This is a genomic window from Pseudomonas sp. Q1 (assembly GCF_009935975.1).
GTDB classification, from domain to species: Bacteria; Pseudomonadota; Gammaproteobacteria; order Pseudomonadales; family Pseudomonadaceae; genus Aquipseudomonas; species Aquipseudomonas palleroniana.
On the sequence record NZ_QODI01000001.1, the window covers coordinates 423,441 to 447,455 of the forward strand.

General features: G+C 60.7%; 18 protein-coding genes. 16 read left to right on the forward strand and 2 right to left on the reverse strand.

What is annotated here, in order from left to right; all coding sequences use genetic code 11:
- Nucleotides 1-5 precede the first annotated feature (5 nt).
- Nucleotides 6-2,651, reverse strand: a complete 2,646-nt coding sequence (aceE, locus tag DK870_RS01785) for a pyruvate dehydrogenase (acetyl-transferring), homodimeric type (RefSeq protein ID WP_090367216.1) — start codon at nucleotides 2,649-2,651, stop codon at nucleotides 6-8.
- Between the two features lie 382 nt (nucleotides 2,652-3,033).
- On the opposite strand from aceE, the gene glnE reads away from it, so the two are divergent.
- The 8 genes from glnE to DK870_RS01825 are packed head-to-tail and all read left to right on the forward strand — an operon-like array spanning nucleotide 3,034 to nucleotide 12,974.
- Complete coding sequence (gene glnE, locus DK870_RS01790; RefSeq protein ID WP_161547743.1) at nucleotides 3,034-5,973, forward strand: bifunctional [glutamate--ammonia ligase]-adenylyl-L-tyrosine phosphorylase/[glutamate--ammonia-ligase] adenylyltransferase; 2,940 nt, start codon at nucleotides 3,034-3,036, stop codon at nucleotides 5,971-5,973.
- Between the two features lie 54 nt (nucleotides 5,974-6,027).
- On the forward strand, nucleotides 6,028-7,062 hold the full coding sequence (gene waaF / locus DK870_RS01795) for a lipopolysaccharide heptosyltransferase II (protein WP_060755154.1): 1,035 nt from the start codon (nucleotides 6,028-6,030) through the stop codon (nucleotides 7,060-7,062).
- Nucleotide 7,063: 1 nt separating this feature from the next.
- Nucleotides 7,064-8,125 carry a lipopolysaccharide heptosyltransferase I gene (gene waaC, locus DK870_RS01800; RefSeq protein WP_161547744.1) on the forward strand — a complete coding sequence of 354 codons (1,062 nt, stop codon included), beginning with the start codon at nucleotides 7,064-7,066 and terminating at the stop codon, nucleotides 8,123-8,125.
- Complete coding sequence (locus tag DK870_RS01805; protein WP_161547745.1) at nucleotides 8,125-9,249, forward strand: glycosyltransferase family 4 protein; 1,125 nt, start codon at nucleotides 8,125-8,127, stop codon at nucleotides 9,247-9,249. Before waaC ends, DK870_RS01805 begins: the two co-directional genes overlap by 1 nt.
- Nucleotides 9,246-10,052, forward strand: a complete 807-nt coding sequence (gene rfaP, locus DK870_RS01810; RefSeq protein WP_104995340.1) for a lipopolysaccharide core heptose(I) kinase RfaP — start codon at nucleotides 9,246-9,248, stop codon at nucleotides 10,050-10,052. The genes DK870_RS01805 and rfaP overlap by 4 nt, the downstream gene beginning before the upstream one ends.
- Entirely contained in the window at nucleotides 10,052-10,786 is a 735-nt protein-coding gene (locus tag DK870_RS01815) for a lipopolysaccharide kinase InaA family protein (protein ID WP_090367206.1), read from the forward strand. The genes rfaP and DK870_RS01815 overlap by 1 nt, the downstream gene beginning before the upstream one ends.
- Nucleotides 10,783-11,535 (forward strand): lipopolysaccharide kinase InaA family protein, encoded by a 753-nt coding sequence (locus DK870_RS01820; protein ID WP_090367205.1) that lies wholly within the window; start codon nucleotides 10,783-10,785, stop codon nucleotides 11,533-11,535. The genes DK870_RS01815 and DK870_RS01820 overlap by 4 nt, the downstream gene beginning before the upstream one ends.
- Nucleotides 11,535-12,974, forward strand: coding sequence for a lipopolysaccharide kinase InaA family protein (locus DK870_RS01825; protein WP_161547746.1), 1,440 nt, complete (start codon nucleotides 11,535-11,537; stop codon nucleotides 12,972-12,974). The genes DK870_RS01820 and DK870_RS01825 overlap by 1 nt, the downstream gene beginning before the upstream one ends.
- A gap of 167 nt (nucleotides 12,975-13,141) precedes the next feature.
- Here DK870_RS01825 and DK870_RS01830 read toward each other — a convergent pair whose 3' ends face one another.
- Nucleotides 13,142-15,220, reverse strand: a complete 2,079-nt coding sequence (locus DK870_RS01830) for a TonB-dependent receptor (protein WP_161547747.1) — start codon at nucleotides 15,218-15,220, stop codon at nucleotides 13,142-13,144.
- Between the two features lie 173 nt (nucleotides 15,221-15,393).
- Here DK870_RS01830 and DK870_RS01835 point away from each other — a divergent pair, with 173 nt between their 5' ends.
- The 8 genes from DK870_RS01835 (at nucleotide 15,394) to DK870_RS01870 (ending at nucleotide 24,011) form a co-directional block, all read left to right on the forward strand.
- Nucleotides 15,394-15,714, forward strand: coding sequence for a YceK/YidQ family lipoprotein (locus tag DK870_RS01835; RefSeq protein ID WP_161547748.1), 321 nt, complete (start codon nucleotides 15,394-15,396; stop codon nucleotides 15,712-15,714).
- Between the two features lie 144 nt (nucleotides 15,715-15,858).
- Nucleotides 15,859-17,616, forward strand: a complete 1,758-nt coding sequence (locus tag DK870_RS01840) for a carbamoyltransferase (protein WP_161547749.1) — start codon at nucleotides 15,859-15,861, stop codon at nucleotides 17,614-17,616.
- On the forward strand, nucleotides 17,600-18,730 hold the full coding sequence (locus DK870_RS01845; RefSeq protein ID WP_161547750.1) for a glycosyltransferase: 1,131 nt from the start codon (nucleotides 17,600-17,602) through the stop codon (nucleotides 18,728-18,730). Before DK870_RS01840 ends, DK870_RS01845 begins: the two co-directional genes overlap by 17 nt.
- Entirely contained in the window at nucleotides 18,730-19,626 is an 897-nt protein-coding gene (locus tag DK870_RS01850; RefSeq protein WP_161547751.1) for an antimicrobial resistance protein Mig-14, read from the forward strand. The genes DK870_RS01845 and DK870_RS01850 overlap by 1 nt, the downstream gene beginning before the upstream one ends.
- Nucleotides 19,623-21,062, forward strand: coding sequence for a PIG-L deacetylase family protein (locus DK870_RS01855; RefSeq protein WP_161547752.1), 1,440 nt, complete (start codon nucleotides 19,623-19,625; stop codon nucleotides 21,060-21,062). Before DK870_RS01850 ends, DK870_RS01855 begins: the two co-directional genes overlap by 4 nt.
- Nucleotides 21,063-21,094: 32 nt before the next feature.
- Nucleotides 21,095-21,979 carry a DUF6625 family protein gene (locus DK870_RS01860; protein ID WP_104995346.1) on the forward strand — a complete coding sequence of 295 codons (885 nt, stop codon included), beginning with the start codon at nucleotides 21,095-21,097 and terminating at the stop codon, nucleotides 21,977-21,979.
- The gene (locus DK870_RS01865) at nucleotides 21,976-23,130 is read left to right on the forward strand and encodes a glycosyltransferase (RefSeq protein WP_161547753.1); all 1,155 of its coding nucleotides are present in this window, start codon (nucleotides 21,976-21,978) and stop codon (nucleotides 23,128-23,130) included. The genes DK870_RS01860 and DK870_RS01865 overlap by 4 nt, the downstream gene beginning before the upstream one ends.
- Nucleotides 23,127-24,011: a glycosyltransferase gene (locus DK870_RS01870; RefSeq protein WP_161547754.1), complete on the forward strand. Its 885-nt coding sequence runs from the start codon at nucleotides 23,127-23,129 to the stop codon at nucleotides 24,009-24,011. The genes DK870_RS01865 and DK870_RS01870 overlap by 4 nt, the downstream gene beginning before the upstream one ends.
- The last annotated feature ends 4 nt before the right edge of the window (nucleotides 24,012-24,015 follow it).

A 24,015-nucleotide genomic window follows, 5' to 3' on the forward strand; every position in this document is an offset into this window, starting at 1 on the left:
TCTCCTCAGCAGTCCAGTGGGTTGCGTTTTTCCGGGTTGATCCCGAACTTGACGATAGCGTCAGCCACTACCTTGGGTTCGATCTCACCACGGTCAGCCAAGGCTTCCAGGGCTGCCAACACCACGAAGTGACGGTCGACTTCGAAGAAGTGACGCAGCTTCTTGCGGCTGTCACTGCGGCCGAAACCGTCGGTGCCCAGGACTTTGAATTCCTTGGACGGGACCCACTGGCGAATTTGTTCCGCGTACAGTTTCATGTAGTCGGTCGAAGCGATCACCGGGCCTTTACGGCCGGTCAGGCACTCTTCAACGAAGGTGCGCTGTGGCTTCTGGCCAGGGTGCAGGCGGTTGTGACGTTCTACGGCCAGGCCATCGCGACGCAGTTCGTTGAAGCTGGTAACGCTCCACACGTCGGCGCCGACGTTGAACTCTTCACGCAGGATCTTCGCCGCTTCACGCACTTCACGCAGGATGGTGCCGGAGCCCATCAGTTGTACGTGGTGCGCTGCTTCCTTGGTGTCTTCTTCGAGCAGGTACATGCCCTTGATGATGCCTTCCTCCACGCCGGCCGGCATGGCTGGCTGCTGGTAGGACTCGTTCATCACGGTGATGTAGTAGAAAACGTCCTGCTGCTCTTCGGTCATCTTCTTCATGCCGTCCTGGATGATCACCGCCAGCTCATAGCCGTAGGTTGGATCAAAGGTGCGGCAGTTCGGGATGGTGGCAGCCAGGATGTGGCTGTGACCGTCTTCGTGTTGCAGGCCTTCGCCGTTCAGCGTGGTCCGGCCGGCAGTGCCGCCGATCAGGAAGCCACGGGTACGGCTGTCGCCGGCCGCCCAGGCCAGGTCGCCGATACGCTGGAAGCCGAACATCGAGTAGAAGATGTAGAACGGCAGCATTGGCTGGTTGTGGCTGGAGTACGAAGTACCGGCAGCGATGAAGGAGCTCATGGCGCCCGCTTCGTTGATGCCTTCTTCGAGGATCTGGCCCTTCTTGTCTTCCTTGTAGAACATCACCTGGTCTTTATCGACTGGCTCGTAGAGCTGGCCGACGGAGGAGTAGATGCCCAACTGACGGAACATGCCTTCCATACCGAAGGTACGGGCTTCGTCCGGAATGATCGGGACGATGCGCGGGCCGATGTCCTTGTCCTTGACCAGCTGCGCCAGAATACGCACGAAGGCCATGGTGGTGGAGATTTCACGGTCGCCCGAACCGTCAAGGATAGCCTTGAGGGTGCTGAGGTCTGGCGTCGGTACGCTGAAGCTGTTGGCGCGGCGCTGTGGCACGAAACCACCCAGTGCGGCGCGGCGCTCGCTCAGGTAACGAGCTTCGGCGCTGTTCGGCTCCGGCTTGAAGAACGGCAGGTTTTCCAGCTCTTCGTCTTTTACTGGAATGTCGAAGCGGTCGCGGAACAGCTTCAGGCTGTCGACATCGACTTTCTTGGTGTTGTGCGCGGTGTTTTTCGCTTCGCCGGCACCGGTGCCATAACCCTTGATGGTCTTGGCCAGGATGACGGTCGGTTGTTCCTTGTGGTTGACCGCTTCGTGGTACGCCGCGTAGACCTTGTACGGGTCGTGGCCGCCACGGTTGAGTTTCCAGATCTCGTCGTCGGACAGGTCGGCAACCATCGCCTTGAGTTCAGGCGTGTTGAAGAAGTGTTCACGCACGAACGCGCCGTCTTTGGCTTTGTAGTTCTGGTACTCGCCGTCGATGACTTCGTCCATGCGACGCTGCAGGATGCCGTCGACGTCCTTGGCCAGCAGTGGGTCCCAGAAACGGCCCCAGATGACCTTGGTCACGTTCCACTGAGCACCGCGGAACACGCCTTCGAGTTCCTGGATGATCTTGCCGTTGCCGCGAACCGGGCCGTCGAGGCGCTGCAGGTTGCAGTTGATGACGAAGATCAGGTTGTCCAGCTTCTCGCGGCCGGCCAGGGAGATGGCACCCAGGGATTCCGGCTCGTCACACTCGCCGTCACCCAGGAAGCACCAGACTTTCTGCTTGCCTTCAGGGATGAAGCCACGGGCTTCCAGGTACTTCATGAAACGTGCCTGGTAGATCGCCTGGATCGGGCCCAGGCCCATGGATACCGTCGGGAACTGCCAGAAATCAGGCATCAGCCATGGGTGCGGGTACGACGACAGGCCGTTACCGTCCACTTCCTGGCGGAAGTTGTTCATGTGTTCTTCGGTGATGCGGCCTTCCATGAACGCACGGGCGTAGACGCCTGGGGAGGTGTGGCCCTGGAAGTAGATCAGGTCGCCGCCGTGCTCGTCGGTCGGGGCCTGGAAGAAGTAGTTGAAGCCGATGTCATACAGGGTCGCGCTGGAAGCGAAGCTGGAGATGTGACCGCCCAGGTCCGAATCTTTCAAGTTCGTGCGCATTACCATCGCCATGGCGTTCCAACGTACCAGCGAGCGAATGCGGCGTTCCATGAACAGGTCGCCAGGCATGCGTGCTTCGTGGGTAACGGGGATGGTGTTGCGGTATGGCGTGGTGATGGCGTAAGGCAGTTGCGAGCCGCTGCGGGTCGCGAGTTCGCCCATACGGGTCATCAGGTAGTGAGCACGGTCTTCGCCTTCTTTGTCGAGAACCGATTCCAGGGCGTCCAGCCATTCCTGGGTTTCGACGGGATCGAGGTCTTGCATGGCTTGCTCCAGGGCGGAAAGGCTACCAGAATCGGTTGCCTGAGTTTGCGACTGGCCTTGTGGGCAGACGACATAAATTCTTGGATGGCCGAAGGTTGCTTCGGCGTCCTGTAGTTTTACTACAAATCGTCAGCCATTTCAGCCTTTCGAATGTATATACGAGTAGTAAAACTACACAAGACTGAGCGTATGGCTCGGTCTGGCTGGTGAGCATAATCGTTATTGTTGATCTTTTGCGAACAAGAAAAGGTGAATGTTTGATGTTGGCTGCCAAAATGAAATTAATTTCAGCTATTTCTAACCTTTGTTCGACAGTCCTTCACCGAGCGTGGTTCCTGCGTTCACAGCTACAAGCCATTCACGCGCCGATCAAGGATAGACCATGAGCCTTCCAACGCTGGCCGAACTGCCGGCCATTCTCTTGCCTTTTGCCCAGCGGGCCGAGCAGTCATTTCGTGACGCGGTGGCCGCGCTGGATGACGATCATGGCTTTTCTGCGTGGACGCCGCAACGGTGGGCCGACTTCGCCCGGGTATGCGCCGCCAGTGATTTTGTCATTGAACAGAGTCTTCGTGACCCGTTGATGTTGCTGGAGCTGGTGGCCTGGGGCGAGCTGGATCGCGGCTTTGCACCAGGCGAACTGTGCGGGCAGGTGGCCGGCGCGGTGCAACAGGCTGAAACAGAAGACGAGCTGGGGCGTGTATTGCGTCGTCAGCGTACCCGTCAGCAGGTGCGGATTATCTGGCGCGACCTGACTCGACAGGCGGACCTGGTGCAAACCTGCCGTGACCTCTCCGACATGGCGGACGCCTGTATCGACCAAGCGTACCAGTGGCTGTATCAGCGCCATTGCGTGCAATTCGGCACGCCGACCGGCCGGCGTAGCGGCGAACCGCAGCACATGGTCATCCTCGGCATGGGCAAGCTCGGTGCGGTGGAACTGAACCTGTCATCCGATATCGACCTGATCTTCGCCTATCCCGAAGGCGGCGAGACGGTGGGCGTGAAGCGCGCCCTGGATAATCAGGAGTTCTTTATTCGTCTTGGTCAAAAACTGATCAAGGCCCTGGACCCGATGACAGTCGACGGTTTTGTGTTCCGTGTTGACATGCGCCTGCGCCCCTATGGTTCAGCGGGTGCCTTGGTGCTCAGCTTCAACGCGCTGGAGCAGTACTACCAGGATCAGGGGCGCGACTGGGAACGCTACGCCATGATCAAGGCACGCGTCGTGGCGGGCGATCAGGTGGCCGGCGCGCAACTGCTCGATATGCTGCGACCGTTCGTCTACCGCCGTTATCTGGATTTTTCCGCCATCGAAGCGCTGCGCACCATGAAGCAGTTGATCCAGCAGGAAGTGCGGCGCAAAGGCATGGCCGACAATATCAAGCTGGGCTCGGGGGGGATCCGTGAGGTCGAGTTTATCGCCCAGGCGTTCCAGCTGATTCACGGTGGTCGTGACCTCAGCCTGCAACAGCGCCCGCTGCTCAAGGTGTTGGGCACTCTGGAAGGCCAGGCCTACCTGCCGCCGGCGGTGATTGCCGAGTTGCGCGAAGGCTATGAATTCCTGCGCTACACCGAACATGCCATCCAGGCCATCGCCGACCGGCAGACCCAGATGCTTCCGGACAACCCGCAGGATCAGGCACGTATTGCCTTTATGTTGGGCTTTGCCGATTGGGCGGCATTTCATGAGCGCTTGATGTATTGGCGCGGTCGGGTGGATTGGCATTTTCGCCAAGTGATCGCTGACCCGGATGAAGAGGAAGGCGACGAAAGCGAGCTGATGGTGGGCGGTGAGTGGTTGCCGCTGTGGGAAGAGTCCCAGGATGAAGACGCGGCGTGCCGCCAGTTGGCCGAGGGCGGCTTCAGCGACGCGCCCAAGGCCCTCAAGGCCCTGGCCAGCCTGCGAGGCAGCCCGCAATTGCGCGCGATGCAGCGCCTGGGGCGTGAGCGGCTGGACGCGTTTATCCCGCGCCTGCTGGCCCAGGCGGTGGAACACGCCAACCCCGACCTGGTCTTGGAGCGCGTACTGCCGCTGGTGGAAGCCGTCGCGCGGCGCTCCGCTTACCTGGTGCTGCTGACCGAGAACCCCGATGCGCTGCGCCGTTTGCTGACGTTGTGCGCCGCCAGTCCCTGGATCGCCGAGCAGATCACGCGGTTTCCGTTGCTGCTCGACGAGTTGCTCAACGAAGGTCGCCTGTTCAAACCGCCGTTGGCACCTGAGCTGGCGGCCGAGTTGCGCGAGCGCCTGACGCGCATCCCCGAGGACGACCTTGAGCAGCAGATGGAGGCGCTACGCCATTTCAAGCTGGCTCACCGCCTGCGCGTGGCCGCTTCGGAGATCGCCGGCAGCTTGCCGTTGATGAAGGTCAGCGATTACCTCACTTGGCTTGCCGAAGCCATCCTCGAACAAGTCTTGGCCCTGGCCTGGCGCCAGACCGTGGCCCGCCATGGTTCGCCGCAGCGCGTGGACGGCACCTTGTGCGATCCTGGGTTCATCATTGTCGGTTATGGCAAAGTCGGCGGGATCGAACTGGGGCATGGTTCGGACCTGGACCTGGTCTTTATCCATGATGGCGACCCGCAGGCGGAAACCGATGGGGCCAAACCGATCGATGGGGCGCAGTTCTTCACGCGCCTGGGCCAGCGGATCATTCACCTGCTGACCACCCAGACCAACTCGGGCCAGCTGTATGAGGTGGATATGCGCCTGCGACCTTCCGGCGCCTCAGGGTTATTGGTCAGTTCACTGGGCGCGTTTGATCGCTATCAACAAAATGAAGCCTGGACCTGGGAGCATCAGGCCCTGATCCGCGCCCGGGTGTTGGTGGGCAGCCAGGACGTCGGGCAGGCCTTCGAGCAGGTGAGGGCCCGTGTGCTGGGCCGTGAGCGGGACCCGGTCAAGCTGCGCCAGGAGGTCAGCGAGATGCGCGCCAAGATGCGCGATAACCTGGGCACCAAGACCACGGCGGCCGGCACCGGCGCCAATGCGTTCGAGGCGACGGCGGTGTTCGATCTCAAGCAGGACGCCGGAGGTATCGTCGATATTGAATTTATGGTGCAATACGCGGCTTTGGCGTGGTCTGCGCAACATCCATCGTTGCTGCGCTATACCGACAATATCCGCATTCTGGAAGGCTTGGAGCAGGTAGGGCTGATGCCCGCCGCCGATGCCCACCTGCTGCGCGAGGTGTATAAGGCCTACCGTTCCGCTGCGCATCGCCAGGCTCTGCAAAACGAGTCCGGCACGGTCGCCGGGGATCAGTTCGCCGACGAACGGCGGCAGGTGATGCGAATCTGGCAGGAGCTGGGGTTGAGCTGAAACACTATTAGGGCGGGGAGGCATAAGCCTCCCCGCATCGTTTGTGGAAACTACATGAATATTCTGATCGTTGGGCCCAGTTGGGTCGGTGACATGGTGATGGCGCAGACACTGTTCCAGTGCCTGAAACAGCGTCATCCCGACTGCCAAATCGACGTGCTCGCCCCCGAGTGGAGCCGGCCGATCCTCGAGCGCATGCCCGAGGTGCGCAAGGCCTTGAGCTTCCCGCTCGGCCACGGCGCCCTTGAACTGGCGACCCGTCGGCGCATCGGCAAATCCCTGGCCGGCCAGTACGACCAGGCCATCCTGCTGCCCAACTCGCTGAAGTCGGCGCTGGTGCCGTATTTTGCCGGCATCCCCAAGCGTACCGGCTGGCGCGGCGAGTTCCGTTATGTGTTGCTCAACGACGTGCGCACCCTCGACAAGGCGCGCTACCCGCTGATGATCGAGCGGTTCATGGCCCTGGCTTACGAGCCGGGTGCCGAGTTGCCCAAGCCTTACCCGCGCCCCAGCCTGCAGATCGACCCGCTGACCCGCGACGCGGCACTGGCCAAGTTCGGCCTGACCCTGGACCGCCCGGTGTTGGCGCTGTGCCCGGGTGCCGAGTTTGGCGAGTCCAAACGCTGGCCGTCGGAGCATTACGCCAAAGTCGCCGAGACCAAGATCCGCGAGGGTTGGCAGGTGTGGCTCTTCGGATCGAAAAACGATCACTCGGTAGGCGAAGACATCCGTCAGCGCCTGATCCCCGGCCTGCGCGAAGAAGCGGTGAACCTCAGTGGCGACACCTCGCTGGCCGAGGCGATCGACCTGCTGTCCTGCGCGGATTCGGTGGTGTCCAATGACTCGGGCCTGATGCACGTAGCGGCCGCGCTGAACCGCCCGCTGGTGGCCGTTTACGGTTCCACCTCACCCGGTTTCACACCGCCGTTGGCCGACCAGGTCGAAGTGGTGCGCCTGGGCCTGGACTGCAGCCCGTGTTTTGACCGCACCTGCCGGTTCGGTCACTACAACTGCCTGCGCCAATTGCTGCCGCAGCCGGTCAACGAGGCTTTGCAGCGGTTGCAGGGCTCAGTGGTCGAGGTCCGTTAGTTTGCGCGTATTGGTAATCAAGACCTCATCCCTGGGCGACGTGATCCATGCGTTGCCGGCACTGACCGACGCGGCGCGGGCCATTCCCGGTATCCGCTTCGATTGGGTGGTGGAAGAAGGCTTTGCCGAAATCCCCACCTGGCACCCGGCGGTGGACAAAGTGATCCCGGTGGCGATTCGTCGCTGGCGCAAGAACCTCTGGCAGACCTTCAAGAGCGGTGAGTGGCGACGCTTCAAGCAACGCATCCAGTCAACCAGGTACGACCTGGTGATCGACGCTCAGGGCCTGCTCAAAAGCGCCTGGCTGACGCGCTACGTGCGTGCGCCGGTGGCCGGTTTCGATAAGAACTCCGCACGTGAACCCATCGCGGCGCGCTTTTATTCCCGGCGCCTGGCCGTGGCCCGTGGGCAACATGCGGTGGAGCGCTTGCGCCAGCTGTTCGCCGTGGCGTTGGGCTATGACCTGCCCAAGGCCCTGGGCGATTACGGCCTGAACGTCGAAAAGTTGCTTGGCCTGCCGCCGCAAAAGCCCTTTGTACTGTTGCTGCACGGCACCACCTGGGATACCAAGCATTGGCCCGAGGCCTATTGGCGCGAGCTGGCTGAGCGGATGGGCCGCCTGGGCATGGACGTGAAGCTGCCGTGGGGCAATGCTGCCGAAAAGGCCCGGGCCGAACGCCTGGCCCAGGGGCTGCCCAACGCCGAAGTACTGCCCAAACTGAACCTCGCCGGCGTCGCCCGTGTGTTGGCCGGTGCCCGCGCCTGCGTGGCGGTGGACACGGGCCTTGGTCACTTGGCTGCAGCGCTGGATGTGCCAACCCTTTCGCTGTTCGGCCCCACCAACCCCGGCCTCACCGGCGCCTATGGCAAAGGCCAGATCCACATGGCCAGTGACTTCCCATGTGCACCCTGCCTGCAAAAGCAATGCACCTATCAGCCCACGGCCGACGACTTGCGTCGGTTCGACATCCGGCGTGAATCGCCATTGTGCTTTACACGCCTGAATCCCGAGCGTGTGGCAAGCCGACTGACCACGCTGTTACTGGCCGAGGACCTGCACTGATGCAACTGGCTTTTGTACTCTACAAATACTTTCCCTTCGGCGGCTTGCAACGCGACTTCATGCGTATCGCCCTGGAGTGCCAGCAGCGTGGTCATCAGATTCGCGTGTACACGTTGATCTGGGAAGGAGATATCCCGCCGGGTTTTGAAGTGCTGGTGGCGCCGGTCAAGGCGTTCTTCAACCATCGTCGCAACGAGAAACTCAGCGCCTGGATGGCAGCGGACCTGGCCAAGCGCCCGGTGGACCGTTTGATCGGCTTCAATAAAATGCCCGGCCTGGATGTTTACTATGCCGCCGACGGCTGTTTTGAAGACAAGGCGCAAAACCTGCGTCACTCGTTGTACCGCTATTTCGGCCGCTACAAGCACTTTGCCGAGTACGAGCGTGCGGTGTTCGCCAGGGAGGCCAAGACCGAAATCCTGATGATTTCCGAAGTGCAGCAGCCGTTGTTCATCAAGCATTACGATACGCCGCTTGAACGCTTCCATCTGCTGCCGCCAGGCATTGCCCAGGACCGCCGTGCGCCGCCGAATGCCGCCGAGATTCGCGAGGGTTTCCGCAAGGAATTCAACTTGGGTGACGACGATTTGCTGCTGGTGCAAATCGGCTCGGGTTTCAAGACCAAAGGTGTCGATCGCAGCCTCAAGGCTGTGGCCGCGTTGTCGCCCGAGCTGAAAAAACGCGTCCGGTTATTTGTAATCGGCCAGGACGACCCCAAGGTATTCCAACTGCAAAGCGCGGCGTTGGGGCTGGGGGATAACGTGCAGTTCCTCAAGGGCCGCAGCGATATCCCGCGTTTCCTGCTGGGCGCCGACCTGTTGATTCATCCGGCGTACAACGAAAATACCGGTACGGTGTTGCTCGAAGCCTTGGTGGCGGGTTTGCCGGTGCTGGTCTCGGCCGTGTGTGGTTATGCCCACTACATTGCTGAAGCCGACAGTGGCCTGGTACTGGATGAGCCGTTCGAGCAGAACCAGCTCAACCATTACCTGACGCACATGCTCACCGACACTGCACAGCGCGCGGCCTGGAGCCGCAATGGGTTGGCCTTTGCCGAGACGGCCGACCTCTACAGCATGCCGCAACACGCTGCGGATGTGATTCTGGCGGAGCCCAAACGATGAAGTTGATCCTTGCCGAACCCTTCAAGACTTTATGGGCTGGGCTTGATGCCTTTGCCGAAGTCGAGAAACTGCAAGGCGAAGTGTTTCGCGAACTGGCGGCACGTCGTACTTTGCGCACCGAGGTGGGTGGCCGTCCGTATTTCGTGAAGGTCCACCGTGGCATTGGCTGGGGCGAAATCTTCAAGAACCTGATTACCGCCAAGTTGCCGGTGCTGGGCGCCGGCCTCGAGTGGGCGGCGATTCATCGCTTGCAGGAACTCGGCGTGCCGACCATGACCGGCGTAGCCTTCGGCGAAAAAGGCAGTAATCCGGCAGACCAGCACTCGTTCATCATCACCGAAGAGCTGGCGCCGACTCTCAGTCTCGAAGACGTTACCGTGAACTGGGCCGCTGAACCCCCTGCGCCCGCGTTACGCCACGCCCTCACGGCCGAATTGGCGCGCATGGTCGGAGACATGCACCGGGGTGGCGTCAATCACCGCGACTGCTACCTGTGCCACTTCCTGCTGGACACCTCGCAACCGATTGACGCACGCAATATCAAGCTCTCGGTGATCGACCTGCACCGTGCCCAATTGCGCGCTCAATTGCCGTTGCGCTGGCGTGATAAAGATCTGTCTGCGTTGTACTACTCGGCGCTGGATATAGGTCTTACCCGTCGCGACAAGCTGCGTTTCCTGAAGGGGTACTTCCGTCAGCCGCTGCGTCAGATCCTGGCCGAACAAGCGGCATCCTTGAGCCTGCTGCAGCGCAAGGCCGACAAGCTATATGCGCGCAAGCAACGTTTGGGGGATGCAATCTGATGGCGGGTTGGAACCTGGAACCTGCCTACGCGGCCCTGAAAGATGACTTCGGTAGCCTTGAGGCGGTTTTCGCCCTGCAAGGCCAGCAACTGACTCGCGACCCGTTGTCGGAAGTGATCCGGGTGGAGCGGGGCGGGGTCAATTACTACGTCAAGCGCTACACCGGCGCCGGCAAGGGCCTGCGGCGTTATCTGGGCAAGCCGCGGGTCAAGTCCGAATGGCAGAACCTCAAGCGCTTCAACAAGTGGGGCATTCCCACTGCGGATGTGGTGGCTTGGGGGTTGGAGCGCAATGGCCTGGCCTACGACCGTGGTGCAATGATCACCCGCGAGCTGCCCAAGACCGAAGACCTGTCGGTGCTGGCCGACCGCAACGATGCGCGTCTCAAGAACCGCAAATGGGTGGATGTGGTCAGCCGCCAGCTCGCCGAATATACCCGTACCATGCACGAGCACCGTTTTACCCATAACGATTTGAAGTGGCGCAACCTGTTGATCGACGACCAGCAGACGCTGTACCTGATCGACTGCCCCAACGGTGATTTCTGGCGCGGCTTCTGGCTCAAGTACCGCATTACCAAAGACCTGGCATGCCTGGACAAGGTTGCCAAATATCATTTGTCGGCCACCCAGCGCCTGCGGTTCTACATGCAATACCGCCAACGTACGCACCTGACGGCGTCGGACAAACAGCGAATTCGCCATGTGGTGAAGTTTTTCGAGGGACGCGAATGAGTGACTTTCTGGCGGCCGAAGACCGAGCCCTGCTTGAGCGCAATGGCCTTGCAACCTTCGAGGCATTGTGGACCAAGCAATTGGACGCGGTCGACGAACCGAACACCAGCCGTGGTGGGTGGAGCAGCGTATTCCGTCTGGAACTGGAGGGGCAGGGTTATTACCTCAAACGCCAAAGCAACTATCTGACGCGTACCTTGCATAGCCCGTTCGGCGAGCCTAGCTTCGCCCGCGAATTCCGCAATATCAGCCGCTACCGGCAGCTGGGTATTCCTGCATTGCAGGCTGCCTTTTTTGGTGAGCGCAAGGTGCAGGGCGAGCGCCGTGCCATCTTGCTGACCCGTGCATTGGACGGCTGGAGCGACCTGGACACATTGCTGGAGCAATGGTCGCAATTGAGCGATGCTCAGCGTGCCGCGATCCTGCTGGCGTGCGGTCAGCTCGCCCGGCGCCTGCATCGCGCAGGCCAGGTGCATGGTTGTTTTTACCCCAAGCATATTTTCCTGCGGGCCAGTGATGAAGGCTACGCCGCGCAGCTGATTGACCTGGAGAAAACCCGGCCGCTGTTGTTCGGTTGGCGTGACCGCGTCAAGGATCTGGAGCCGTTGTTGCGACGCGCGCCGCAATGGTCGGACGACCAGGTACGCCAACTGCTGGCCGCCTATCTCGGCGAGCCGCAAGACAGTGCGCTGGTCTCTACATGGCTGCAGAAATTGACCGCCCGCCGCAGCCAAAAGGAAAACCGTTGATGCGTTTGTCCGAGCTGAAAATGGCCGGCCGTACTCCCGACCTGCCCCTGACCATTGAGCTTGCGGATGCGGCGGGCCCTGGCCAACTGCAACTGTTGAGCCTGCTGCGGGTATTGCCGGGTGAGCGTTACGTCGGTGCCGCGGTGTGGCGTGGCCGCCCGGTGTTGGCCAAGTTGTTGGTGGGCAGCAAGGCGGCACGCCATTTTCAGCGTGAACTCTCGGGTGTGCGCCTGCTCGCCGAGCACGGCCTGACCACGCCGTTGTTGCTGGCTGATGGTTTGAAGGACGGCGAGGGCGGCTGGCTGCTGTTCGAGTTCGTCGACGGTGCGCAAAGCCTCGCCGATGCCTGGCAGGCGGTCGAAGGTTTGCCGCCGCTGGCAGATGAACAAACCGCCGTACTCGCCGAAGCCCTGGGCGCGATTGCCCAGATGCATGCCAAAGGCCTGTGGCAGGAAGACCTGCATCTGGACAACCTATTGCGCCATGATGGCAAGCTGTACCTGATCGATGGTGCCGGGATTCGTGTCGAAGAAGCGGGCAAGCCGCTGTCGCGCAGCCGGGTGCTGGAAAACCTCGGTGTGTTCTTCGCCCAGCTACCCAAACACCTTGAGCCGTTCACCGAGGAGCTGCTGGTGTATTACCTGCTGGGCAACGGCGAACATGCCTTGCCGCTGGAAGCCCTGGAAAAACAGGTGCACAAGGTCAGTGCCTGGCGCCTGCGGGACTTTTTGAGCAAGGTCGGCCGTGAATGCACGCTGTTCAGCGTCGTAAGGGGGGCTTTTGCCTTGCGCGCCATTCGTCGTGAGGAAGAACCGGCGATGCTGCGGGTGCTGGCGCAGGCTGACGTGTTGCTCGATCAGGGCCATCTCTATAAAACCGGTGGCGCGGCGACTGTCGCCAAGGTAGAGGTCGCTGATAGGCCGTTGGTGATCAAGCGATACAACATCAAAGGTTTTGTGCATTGGCTCAAGCGCTTCTGGCGCCCCAGCCGCGCCTGGCATTCCTGGCGCGAAGGCAACCGCCTGGCGTTCCTGGGGATCGCTACACCCAAGCCGCTGGCTGTACTGGAGAAGCGTTTTCTCTGGCTGCGCGGCCGGGCTTACCTGGTGACCGAGTTCTTGCCGGGACCGGACATCATCGAGCGCTTCGCGCCCTACGTTGAACACGGCGATGCGCCTGAGAACGAACTGTTGGCCCTGGACCAGTTGTTCGCCGAACTGATCCGCGAGCGCATCAGCCATGGCGACTTCAAAGGGCACAACCTGTTCTGGAACGAAGGCCGCTGGGCAATGATCGATCTGGATGCCATGTGCCAGCACCGCTCAGTCGCCAGCTTTGCCCCGGCGTTTGCCAGGGATCGTGCGCGGTTTATGCGTAATTGGCCGTCGGACAGTGCGCTCTACAAGTTGATTGACCAGCGTTTGCCCAAGCAGGTCTGATTCGGGCGAGACCTAATGCCTGATCAGTTAAGCGATAGAACGGACGATGGTTAATCTGTGGGAGGGGGCTTGCTCCCGATAGGCCGTGCGGCGGCCTCAAAAATGGGCCTGCTACGCAGTCCATCGGGGGGAGCAAGCCCCCTCCCACAGGTTGATTTGGGGGGAATCTAGAACTGGTACTCAGCCCCTGCGCCCGCATACCACGATCGCCCGGGGGCCGCTTCGTAATAGCGGCCGTTGCCGTCACCGACAATGACCGAGCCGACATACTGGCGATCCAGCAAGTTATCCAGGCGCAACGTCTGGTGAAAGGTCCAGTGTTCCACCTTCTGCTCGAACCGTGCACGCCAGTTGAAGACGCTGTAGCCCGGCGCCGCGTGTTGCTGGTTGGTGTCTTCTACGTAGACCTTGCTGCGGTACATGCCTTCAAGAGCGCTGCTGACCCAGTCGCGGGGCTTCCAGTTCAGCTCGGCGAACAGGGTGGTTTGTGGTACGCCTGGCAGGTAGTTGCCCTTGTCCACGGGTTTGCCACCGCCAACAAAATCGCTGTCATAGGTGGCTTGCAGGCGGGTGTAGGCAAGTTGGGTGCTCCACTGTTCCGTCAGTTGGCTTTCGATACCCAATTCAAAGCCTCGGCGCAGAGTGCGGCCGGCGTTTTGATAGGTGGTGCGGCCACCGCTGGATTGTTGCACCACCAGCTCGTCTTCGGTGGTGATCTGGAACACGGCTGCGTTGAGTCGCGTGTCCTGCCCGAGGCGGGCTTTGAGCCCCATTTCATACTGGGTGCTGACTGACGGCTTGAGCGCGAAGTTAAAGCCGTTCGAGGTGCCGGAATAGGCCGATTCGGCCTGGGTCGGTGTTTCGAAGCCTTTGCCCGCACTCACATAGCCATGCAGGTCCGGCGTAAAGGCGTACATGACGCTCACCGACGGCGTGTTCTTCTGGTAGGTCTTGTTGCCGCTGTCGTTACCGTCGCTGAGGAAGTGATCGTCGACGTCCATCTTCATGGTGCTGTGGCGCAGGCCGGCTTGCAGCGTCCAGTCGCCCAGCAGCCAGTTGGCTTGCACGAACGGGTCGAGACTGGTGGCGGTGTCGATTTCATCGCGGCCCAGGGCGCCTTTGACGCCATGCACGCCGTCGAGCGTATTGGAATAGCCCTGGCGATCATCCTGACTGCGGTCGTAGTCGAGGCCGGTGATCAGCGTGAGGTCTCCAGGCGCGCTGGTGATGGGTTGCAGCCAGCGCAGGGAGCCGCCGTAGAATTTACGCTCGAAGTCCACCACGCCACCGCGCTTGTCGGGTGGTGTACCACCTGGAATCGATAAATATTGAATCACGCTGCGGCGGCCCGTGTACGCATTCACCTGCAAGGTGGCATCGCCGAAGTAGCGCTCATAATTCAGCCCCAACTGTTGGTGGTCGATACTTTTTCGCGTGTTGTATGTCAACGCACTGGTGCTCACCGAGCGCGGGTCGGCCTTGTAGGCTTGCCATGTCTGGCCCAGCGGATCCTGCGTATTATTCTGCTCCAGGCTGCTGTAGATCAGCGCCAGTTTGCTGTCGTCGTCGGGCTGGACGTTGAGCTTGGCGAAGGTCTGGTCGCGGCGGGCGCTGCTGTGGTCACGGTAGCCGTCGGTGTCCATGCGTGAGGCGTCGAGCACGAAGCCGGCACCGTTGGCCGCGCCTTCGGCGCTCAGGTGGTTTTTGTTCAGGCCATCGCTACCCACCAGGGTTTCGGCGCCGATGCGCGGTGCGCCTTCGCCGTCACGCGAGAACATCTGGATCACCCCGCCGGCGTTGCTGCCGTACAGCGTGGCTGCCGGGCCGCGCAGCACTTCAATGCGCTCGGCGGTGTCGAGGTTGAACGTGGCCGCCTGGCCCTGGCCGTCCGGGGTGCTGGCGGGGATGCCGTCGGCAATCAATTTGATGCCGCGCACGCCAAACGCCGAGCGTGCGCCGAAGCCGCGGGAGGAAATCTGCAGGTCTTGCGCATAGTTCTGACGGTTTTGCACCACCAGGCCCGGCACGCGGGACAGGGTTTCGGAGGCGTTGATGCCCAGTTGGCCGTCGCTGATCTGCTCGCGGCTGATACTGTCTATCGAGTACGGCAGGTCGAACGTCGGGCTGGCGCTGCGCGAGCCGGTGACCACGCTGGGATCGAGGATCAGGGCGTCGTCGGCCGTAGCGGTATCGCATACGGCGAACAGGCCAGGTAATAGCAGGGTGATGCGGGCGAGGGTTTTCATGAGTCAGCCGAAATGCGAGGCGCTTTGTGTGTAAACGCGCAAAAGGACGCGAGTTTAGTGGTTTGGCAGTTTTTGCGCATTTCGGAAGCATCCTACGCGTTGTATCGGCGGGGCTGGGCTGAACCCCGATCAAGTCAGGTGCTAGCGTGGCGAACCATCTCTGAGGGCTCGCCATGAAAATAAAAACTGCGCTGGCAGTCGGTTTGGTTTCAATGACGATCAGTGGCTGCGGCACACTCAATACGGTGCTGCGTGAAGATGTCGCAGCGACCCGAGAGCTGCGCAAGCAAAAAACCTATTGTGCGGCCATTCCTCGTATCTACAGCGGCGTGGCGTTTGATTTCTGCCTGCTGCACGCTGCGCCAGACCCGACGGGCGTGCTCATACCGTTTGTGTTGGCTGATATCGCCTTGTCGGGTGCATTGGACACGGTCGTTCTGCCCTATACCCTGTATCGGCAAGTCGAGTACGGCTACCTCTATGTCTACCGTTAAGCCGCGCCGATCCTCTTGCCGCTAACAGTCTTGTGCTGCTTTTAAGCTATAATCCCGCCCTTTAGCTGTTTCCCGCCGAGGTGGGAGGCACACTTTTTTCAGGCGCAACCCGCCTGCATGCAGACTAAAAGAGGCTAGACCCCTGTGGCATTGACGATTCTTGGCCTGTCCGGCGCCCTTAGCCATGATCCTTCCGCAGCCTTGTATATCGACGGCAAGCTGATCGCGGCCGCCGAAGAAGAGCGCTTCGTACGCGACAAACATGCAAAGAACCGCATGCCTTACGAGTCGGCGAAGTTCTGCCTGGAACAGGCCGGCATCAAGCCTTCCGACGTTGACGTAGTGGCGATCCCATTCGCTCCGATCAGCCTGTTCGGTGAGGCGCGCTGGCACTATGCCAAGCGTTACTGGTACGCCCCGGACCGCGCCCTTGACGCGATCCTGATGGGCAACCGTCGCTACAAGCGCTATCGCAACAAGATCGTCTGGTGCCTGGAGCAACTGGGCTTCGATCCGAAGAAGATCAAGATCGAACCGGTTGAACACCACCTGGCTCATGCTTCCAGCGCCTACCACTGCTCGGGCTTCCAGGAAAAAACCGCGATCCTGGGCATCGACGGCAAGGGCGAGTACGCCACCACGTTCTTCGGCTACGGCGAAAACGGCAAGATCCACAAGATCAAGGAATTCTACGATCCGGACTCCCTGGGCGGCCTGTACGGTGCAATCACCGAGTTCCTCGGCTTCGAGATGCTCGACGGTGAGTTCAAGGTCATGGGCATGGCGCCGTATGGCGATGCCAGCAAGTACGACTTCTCCCGCCTGGCCTCGTTTGAGAATGGCGAGTTGGTGATCAACACCGACTATGCCAACGTCATCGGCCTGCGCCGTTACAAAGAGAAGGGCAAGGGCTTCTACTTCTCGCCGAAACTGATCGAGTGGCTGGGCCCGAAACGCGAGGGTGACATCGCCGACGAGCCGTACATCCACTATGCCGCCAGCATGCAGGCGCTGTTCGAGAAGCTGGCCCTGCAGATGATCGACCATTACCTGGGCGACATCCTCAAGGACACCGGCAAGCTGGCCTTCGCCGGCGGCTGTGCGCTGAACGTCAAGCTCAACCAGAAGATCATCGCGCGTGACGACGTGAAAGAGCTGTTCGTGCAACCGGCGTCCGGCGACGCCGGCACTGCGGTTGGCGCGGCGGCCTATGTGTCACACGCTCGTGGTGTACCGGTAGAGAAGATGGAACACGTCTACCTCGGCCCGTCCTACAGCAACGAAGACGTGATCGCCGCGTGCGCCAAACACGAGAGCAAGCCGAACTGGCGCAAGATCGAAAACATGCCTAAGCGCATCGCCAAGATCATGGTCGACGGCAACCCGGTAGCCTGGTTCCAGGGCCGCATGGAATTCGGTCCGCGTGCGTTGGGCGGCCGTTCGATCATCGGTTGCCCAAGCGCCACCGGCGTGGCTGACCGCATCAACCACCAGATCAAGTTCCGCGAGCGCTGGAGGCCTTTCTGCCCGTCGATGCTCGACACTGTGGCCCCGCAGATGATCAAGGTCGACCACCCGGCGCCGTTCATGACCTTCACCTTTGAAGTGGCCGAGGAATGGAAAACCCGCGTGCCGGAAGTGGTCCATGAAGATGGCACCTCCCGAGCCCAGGTGCTCAAGCGCGAATACAACCCGCGCTACTACGACATGATGAAAGAGCTGGAAGTACTGACCGGCAACGGCGTGTCCCTGAACACCTCGCTCAACCGTCGTGGCGAAGCGATGATCTGCTCGCCGACCGATGCGTTGAACATGTTCTTCGGCTCCGACCTGCAGTACCTGATCATGGAAGACATCCTGGTCGTCAAAGACGGCGTGGACCCTTATGACGCGCTCGGCTGATCGGCAGGTCCTGCAATTCTGCCACGGCTATGACGGGCCGTTCCTGGACTGCGCGCGGCAATACGCCAGCCTGTTCGCGGGCTCGGGTTACAAGGTGACCACGGTGTTCCTCACCGGGGTCGCCGACCCCGGCGTGGCGGCGGCCTGTGCCAGTGATGAAGTGTTGTTCATGGAATACAGCTCCAAGGCCATCCGTGGCCTGAAGCTGTCGGCCATCGCCCAGATGCGCAAGATTGCCGCGTCACGCAACTTCAGCTTCTGCATTGCCCACCGCGCCAAACCCATTTACATCGCCCTGCTGGGCACGGGGTTGCAGGTCATCGGCGTGCATCACGCCTTTGGTGACTATCAGCGTCGAGGTCGTCGCCTGTTTGCCTCGATCTTCCAGAAGCGCCTGAGCCTGCTGGCAGTTTCGGACGCGGTGCGTGATGACATCCGTCGCTGCCTGCCGAAATGGCCGGAGGCACGTATTCAGACTTTGTATAACCGCATCGATGTCGAGGCCCTGCAGGGGCAACAGGTGTCGAAGGATGAGGCACGCGACGCCCTGGGGTTGTCACCCGACGAGTGGGTGGTCGGCAACGTCGGTCGCCTGCACCCGGACAAAGACCAGGCCACGCTGCTCAAGGGCTTTGCCCTGGCATTGGCGCAGTTGCCGGCTGAAAGCAAGCTGGCGATCCTCGGCAGCGGGCGCCTGGAGCAAGACCTCAAGAGCCAGGCTCGCGAATTGGGGATTGCCGATCGGGTGTTGTTCCTCGGCCAGGTGCCGAATGCGCGCCTGTATTTCCGTGCGTTCGATGCCTTTGCCCTGAGTTCCGACCACGAGCCCTTCGGCATGGTGCTGCTTGAAGCCATGGCTGCCGGTGTACCGTTGCTGGCCACGGCTTGCGGCGGTGCGCGGGAAGTGGTCGAAGGCGTTGGCATATTGTTTCCCTTCGGTGATGCCGAGCACCTGGCACAGGGCCTGGTCCATCTGGCTGCAATGGGCCCGCAGCAGAAGCGCCAGTGCGCCGAAATGATGCTGGAGCGTCTGCATGCACAGTTCTCGGATCAGGCAGTACACACGGCTTTCTGGCAGTTGCCCCACGTAATTGAACTGACCGCGGGGGCTTGATGCTCAATCGATTTCAAGGCTGGCGTGAGCGTGGCTGGTCCGTTGTCGACGCGACTGCCTACAGCGCCGCGTGGAAGCGTTTCGGCGGCAGTGTCGCCACCCATCCGCAGATCATCGAACGCCTGGCCGCGCTGGCGGGTATTCCCGTGCGCTATCTGGCTTGGGAGCAAGGCGACGAACTCAAGGCGTGCATTGCTACGTGGGGGCGCGACCTGGCGTTGTCCAAGGATGTACTCAAGCGTCGGGGCAAGAAGGGCCTCTTCGACCTGGGCAATGCCGAATTGATCCTGCCGGCCGCCGTCGATGCCCAGGCACCGCTGCGTCACCGGGCCCGTTACTTGTCGACCCTTAATGAGGGGCGTTTCAGCGGGCTCAAGCCCCAGCCCGAACAGTTGGCCATGGCGCGTACCCCGGAAGAATTGTCGAAGAAGTTTCGCTACAACCAGCGCCGTGAGTTGCGCTTGTTGGAGGAGGCTGGTGGTGTCGTGCGGTCGGTGAGCGAATTTTCCAGCCAGGAACTGGCTGCGATCTACTGCGATTTGTTCCTGCGTCGCTGGGGTTTTGTCGCCACGGGTGCCGAGCGGATGGCCGAGGTGATCGAGTTGCTGCGTGAATGGCTGATCGGCTCGGTTATTTTTCTTAACGATGCGCCGATTGCTGTGCAGTTGGTGTACCGGGTCGAGTCGTCCGACTGGATCAGCGTGGAATATGTCAATGGTGGTGTCGACCCTGAAACCCGCTCATTCAGCCCAGGCAGCGTCCTGAGCTTTCTCAATACCCAAGCCGCCTGGGAGCAGGCGCGAGAAGTCGGCAAACCGCTGCGGTTTTCTTTCGGTCGGGCCGATCGCGAGTATAAGGACCGCTGGTGCAACCCGGTGCAGGTATTCAGCGTATGAGTCGCAAGCAGCAGTTGCTCAAGCGTCACCGGCGTAACAAGCGCATCGGTCTGTTGATCGGTTTGTTGCTGTTGGTGGTCATTGGCGTGCTGGTGGCCTGGTGGCTACCGATAGTGCTGGCCGTGTTGGCATGGGTCGCCCACGAAGCCTGGTTTGCCGACCATTTGTTCTACTCGCCGTCGCAAGACTATCAATACCCGTTTGCAGAAGACGCTCAATTGGCCGGAGTGCGGCTGGAGGGCGATCGGCTGCTACTTGATCGGCCTGACGAATTGAAGGCGGACGCCACGTTGATACTGGCCATTGGGTTGGAGAGCCGTTGGCTGGGGCGTTTTCTTGACCCTGCCGTCGAGCTGACAGGCGGCGGGCAGGTCGACCGTCAAGCATTCGAGCGCGGTGTAAACGGTACGCGCTATGTCAATCTGACGGGGCTGGCGCCGGCCCTGCTCGCCGGGGAGTTGCGGGTACGTGCGCGTCATTGCCGGTTCAAAGGCGCGCCCAAGCTGTGGGCCTGGAGCAACCCTGACCTGAGTACGCGGCGAGTGATGGTGGTCGCGCCCCATGCCGATGACGCTGAGTTGGCGGCGTTCGGCCTTTACAGCCAGGCCGAAGAACCGTGGATCGTGACCCTGACCGCCGGTGAAATCGAAGCTGAACATTACCGGCAGATGGGCCTGGGGGCTGTCGAGGCGTCGCGCGTCAAGGGTCGGCTGCGTGCCTGGGACAGTATCGCCGTACCGCGCTGGGCCGGTGTGCCCGAATCCCATTGCGTGCAACTGGGCTATTTTTGCCTGCAACTGCAAGCCATGCAGGCCGCGCCGGACGTGCCGGTTACCTCGCGGGAAGCGGACCTTGCGGATACCCGTCTGTTTCGCCAATTCAACCCATTCCCGCTGCCGACCGATGGTGACGGTTTGCCGACCTGGAACAACCTGCTGGCTGACCTGCGTCACTTGTTACTGACGGCGCGCCCCGAAGTCATCGTGTTACCGCATCCGGTCATCGACCCGCATCCTGACCATATCTGCGCGCAGCAAGCGGTGCTGGAAGCGCTGCAGGGGTTGGAATGGCAACCGTCCATGTTGCTCGGATACGCCAATCACTTGCACGACAATGATCGCTGGCCGATGGGGGATGCCGGCAGTGGTGTCGCTTTGCCACCTTTCTTTGATTCAACGTACACTTTGCACCCTTATTGCATATCGCTGACTGATGAGCAGCAGTGTGACAAGGCAATGTCGCTTGGAATGATGCATGACTTGCAACCGCGGATGCCGTTCAAGCGGCGACTGCGGCGGGTTATCCAGCGGGTTCTGGCGCGCCGGACGATTTCACCTTGGGGAGAAAACGAGTTTTTCCGCAAGGCCGTCCGTCGTCATGAGCTGTACTGGGTGATCCGACGTCCCCAAGCGTTCGGCAATGTGAGAGAGCACTGAGTGCTCTCTGTAAATGGCAGTGAGTCCCCGTTTTGATCAACCCATGCCCTCGTATTATTTTTATCATCCCCTACTTCGGCTGCTGGCCGTTCTGGATGCCGTTTTTCCTGGAAAGCTGCCGTCACAATCCGGATATCGACTGGCTGTTGTTCAGTGATTGTCCAATGCCGGCCAACGTCCCGACCAATGTGCGCATCGAGCACATCACATTTGCCGATTACTGCGCCCTGGTATCACAGCGCCTGAATATCCCGTTTGCCCCTCAGGCTGCTTACAAACTGTGCGACATCAAGCCAGCGCTCGGGTATATCCACGCCGACCGGCTTGAAGAGTATGATTTCTGGGCCTTTGGCGATCTGGACCTGATCTACGGCAACCTGCGTAACTATTTCACCGCAGAGCGTCTTGCCGGCTACAACTTGTTCTCCACCCATGAGCGCCGCGTGGCGGGCCACTTGTGCCTGATGCGCAACACCGCCAGCAAGCGCGAAGTGTTCATGCAGATGAAGAATTGGCAGCAACGTTTCACCGATCAGAAGCACCATGCGCTGGACGAGGGCGCCTTCAGCAGGATCTTCCTGTGGCGCAAGAACTTTCCTAAGCCATTGTTCGAGCTGGTCGGTAAGCTCAACCCGTGGCGCCGGCAGAGTGAGTTTGTCGAGGCATTCAGCACGCCCGGCGGCGTGATCAAATGGCACGACGGCACGGACCGCTTCCCGCACCAGTGGTATTGGAACAAGGGACACCTGACCAATGACCGGGACGGCGAGCGGGAATTTCCCTATTTTCATTTTGTCTGTTGGAAGCGTAATCAGTGGCCATTGGTGGAAACACCGTGTCCTGATCAGATCCAGGCGCTGGCGGCTGCACCGTCCTGGATTGTTGATGCTACGGGTTTCCATCGAGGAGCGTTATGAGCCGGCGGTTCAAAGTCTTGCAGTTGCAGCCTGACTACAATGTCAAATCCCATGATTTCGCTGACTTGGCCGAGCAGATCGTCAAGGCACTGCCGACGGATCGCTATGAGGTCACCGCAGCCTTCCTGCGCGGTCGACCGGGGCCGGGCGAGCCGGTGAGCCGTGCGCACGCATCGGTGTATTTCGAGTTTTCCGACAAGGCCCTCAAAGGCATGCGCCTGCTTGCCATGTGGCGCCTGTATCAGTTCTGCCGCAAGGAACGCTTCGACGTAGTGGTGTGCAACCGCTTCAAGCCCGTCAACATGCTGCTGCAGCTCAACCGCTGGTTGAAGATCCCCCTGTGTATCGGGATCTCCCACGGGTTTGGCGAGTACGACCGCTTATACCGCCGCAAACAGGCCCAGCGACTGATTGACGGCCATTGGCGGTTTGTCGGCGTGTCACCGGCGGTCAAGCAGTACCTGCTGGACTGTCAGTGCGGCTTCACCGACAGCAACACCTACGCGATTACCAATGCCATCGATATCGAACAGACCGATGCATTGCAGTATTCCCGGGAGCAGGCGCGTGAGCTGCTGGGGCTCGACCCTTCGGTGCGCTTGGTCGGAGCGTTGGGCCGGCTGGTGCCGGTCAAGGGGCATACTTATTTACTGCAGGCTTTTGCGCAGCTCAAGGAGCGCTATCCCTCGGCGCAGACGGCTATCATCGGCGCCGGACGGGAGGAGGCCAACTTGTCGGCTGAAATCGAGCGCCTGGGCTTGAGCGGTCGTGTCCACTTGCTCGGCTTTCGCGAGAACGCTTTGCGTTATGTGCGCGCTTTTGACATCTGGGCGATGCCGTCCCTGGCCGAGGGCTTGGGCCTGGCGCTGCTGGAAGGCATGAGTGGGCGACTGCCGATCATCGCGTCGAGCGTGCCGGCCATGCTGCCATTGATCGAGGGTGCGGGCGGCCTGGCGGTCGAACCGGCCAACGTTGCGGCGCTGGCGCAGGCGCTGGACAGCTACCTGGCTCTGCCCGATGACGCCTTGGCGCGCAAGGGTGAACAGGCTTATCAGTACCTCCAGGCCAATCATGACATCGAGGTGTTCCGTCGCGAATATCTCGAGCTCATCGAGTCGGGACTGGCTCAAGCACGCAGAGAGAATGTATGAACCAGAATCAACCGTTGGTCACTGTGATCATCGCGTCGTACAACCACGCTCCCTATATAGAAGAGAGCATCCTGAGCGTACTGAACCAGACGTATGCCAACATCGAGCTGCTGGTGATCGATGACGGCTCCACCGATGACAGCGTCGTGCGCATTCGCGGCTTGCTGGAACATCACGCCTTTGATTTTCGCGTACAGCAGAACCAGGGGCTGACCAACACTCTCAATGACGCCATCGCACGCGCCAGGGGCTCGTTGATTGTGCCGTTCGGTTCCGATGACATTATGTTGCCCGAGCGTATTGCGACCCAGGTTGCCTATATGGACGGCAAGCCAGAGGTGGGGATTTGCGCAGGTAATATCGAACTGATCGACTCCGAGGGGGCGCTGTATCCCGAAAGCCGCCAGCGCCGCGATGTACCCTTCCGGCGCCTCGATTTCGATGACATGTTCCTGGAGCGCAAGCCTTATCCGCCAGCACCGACGCTGATGATTCGGCGCGAGGCGCTGGAGGCGGTCGGGGGGTTCGACCCGCAGATTCGTCTGGAAGACTTGTTCATCGAATTGAAGATCACTCACGCGGGTTACTTCATCGACGGTTTGAACGTGGTGATGGCGCGCTATCGCAAGCACGCTACCAACTCCTACAAAAACCACCGCTTCATGATCGACAGCATCCTGCGCACCTACGCCCTGTTCAGCGATCACCCGCTGTACGACGAGGTGCGTTACAAGTTCCTCAGTTCCATGTTCCTCAAGACGTCCAATCGCAATCGCGAGCTAGCCCGGGAGTTGTTGGCGCAGATTCCGTTTCGCGCCTGGAACAAGAAGACCTGGCGTGGCCTGGCCCGCCTGTATTTTTCCCCGCTGGAAAAAGACTGATCCC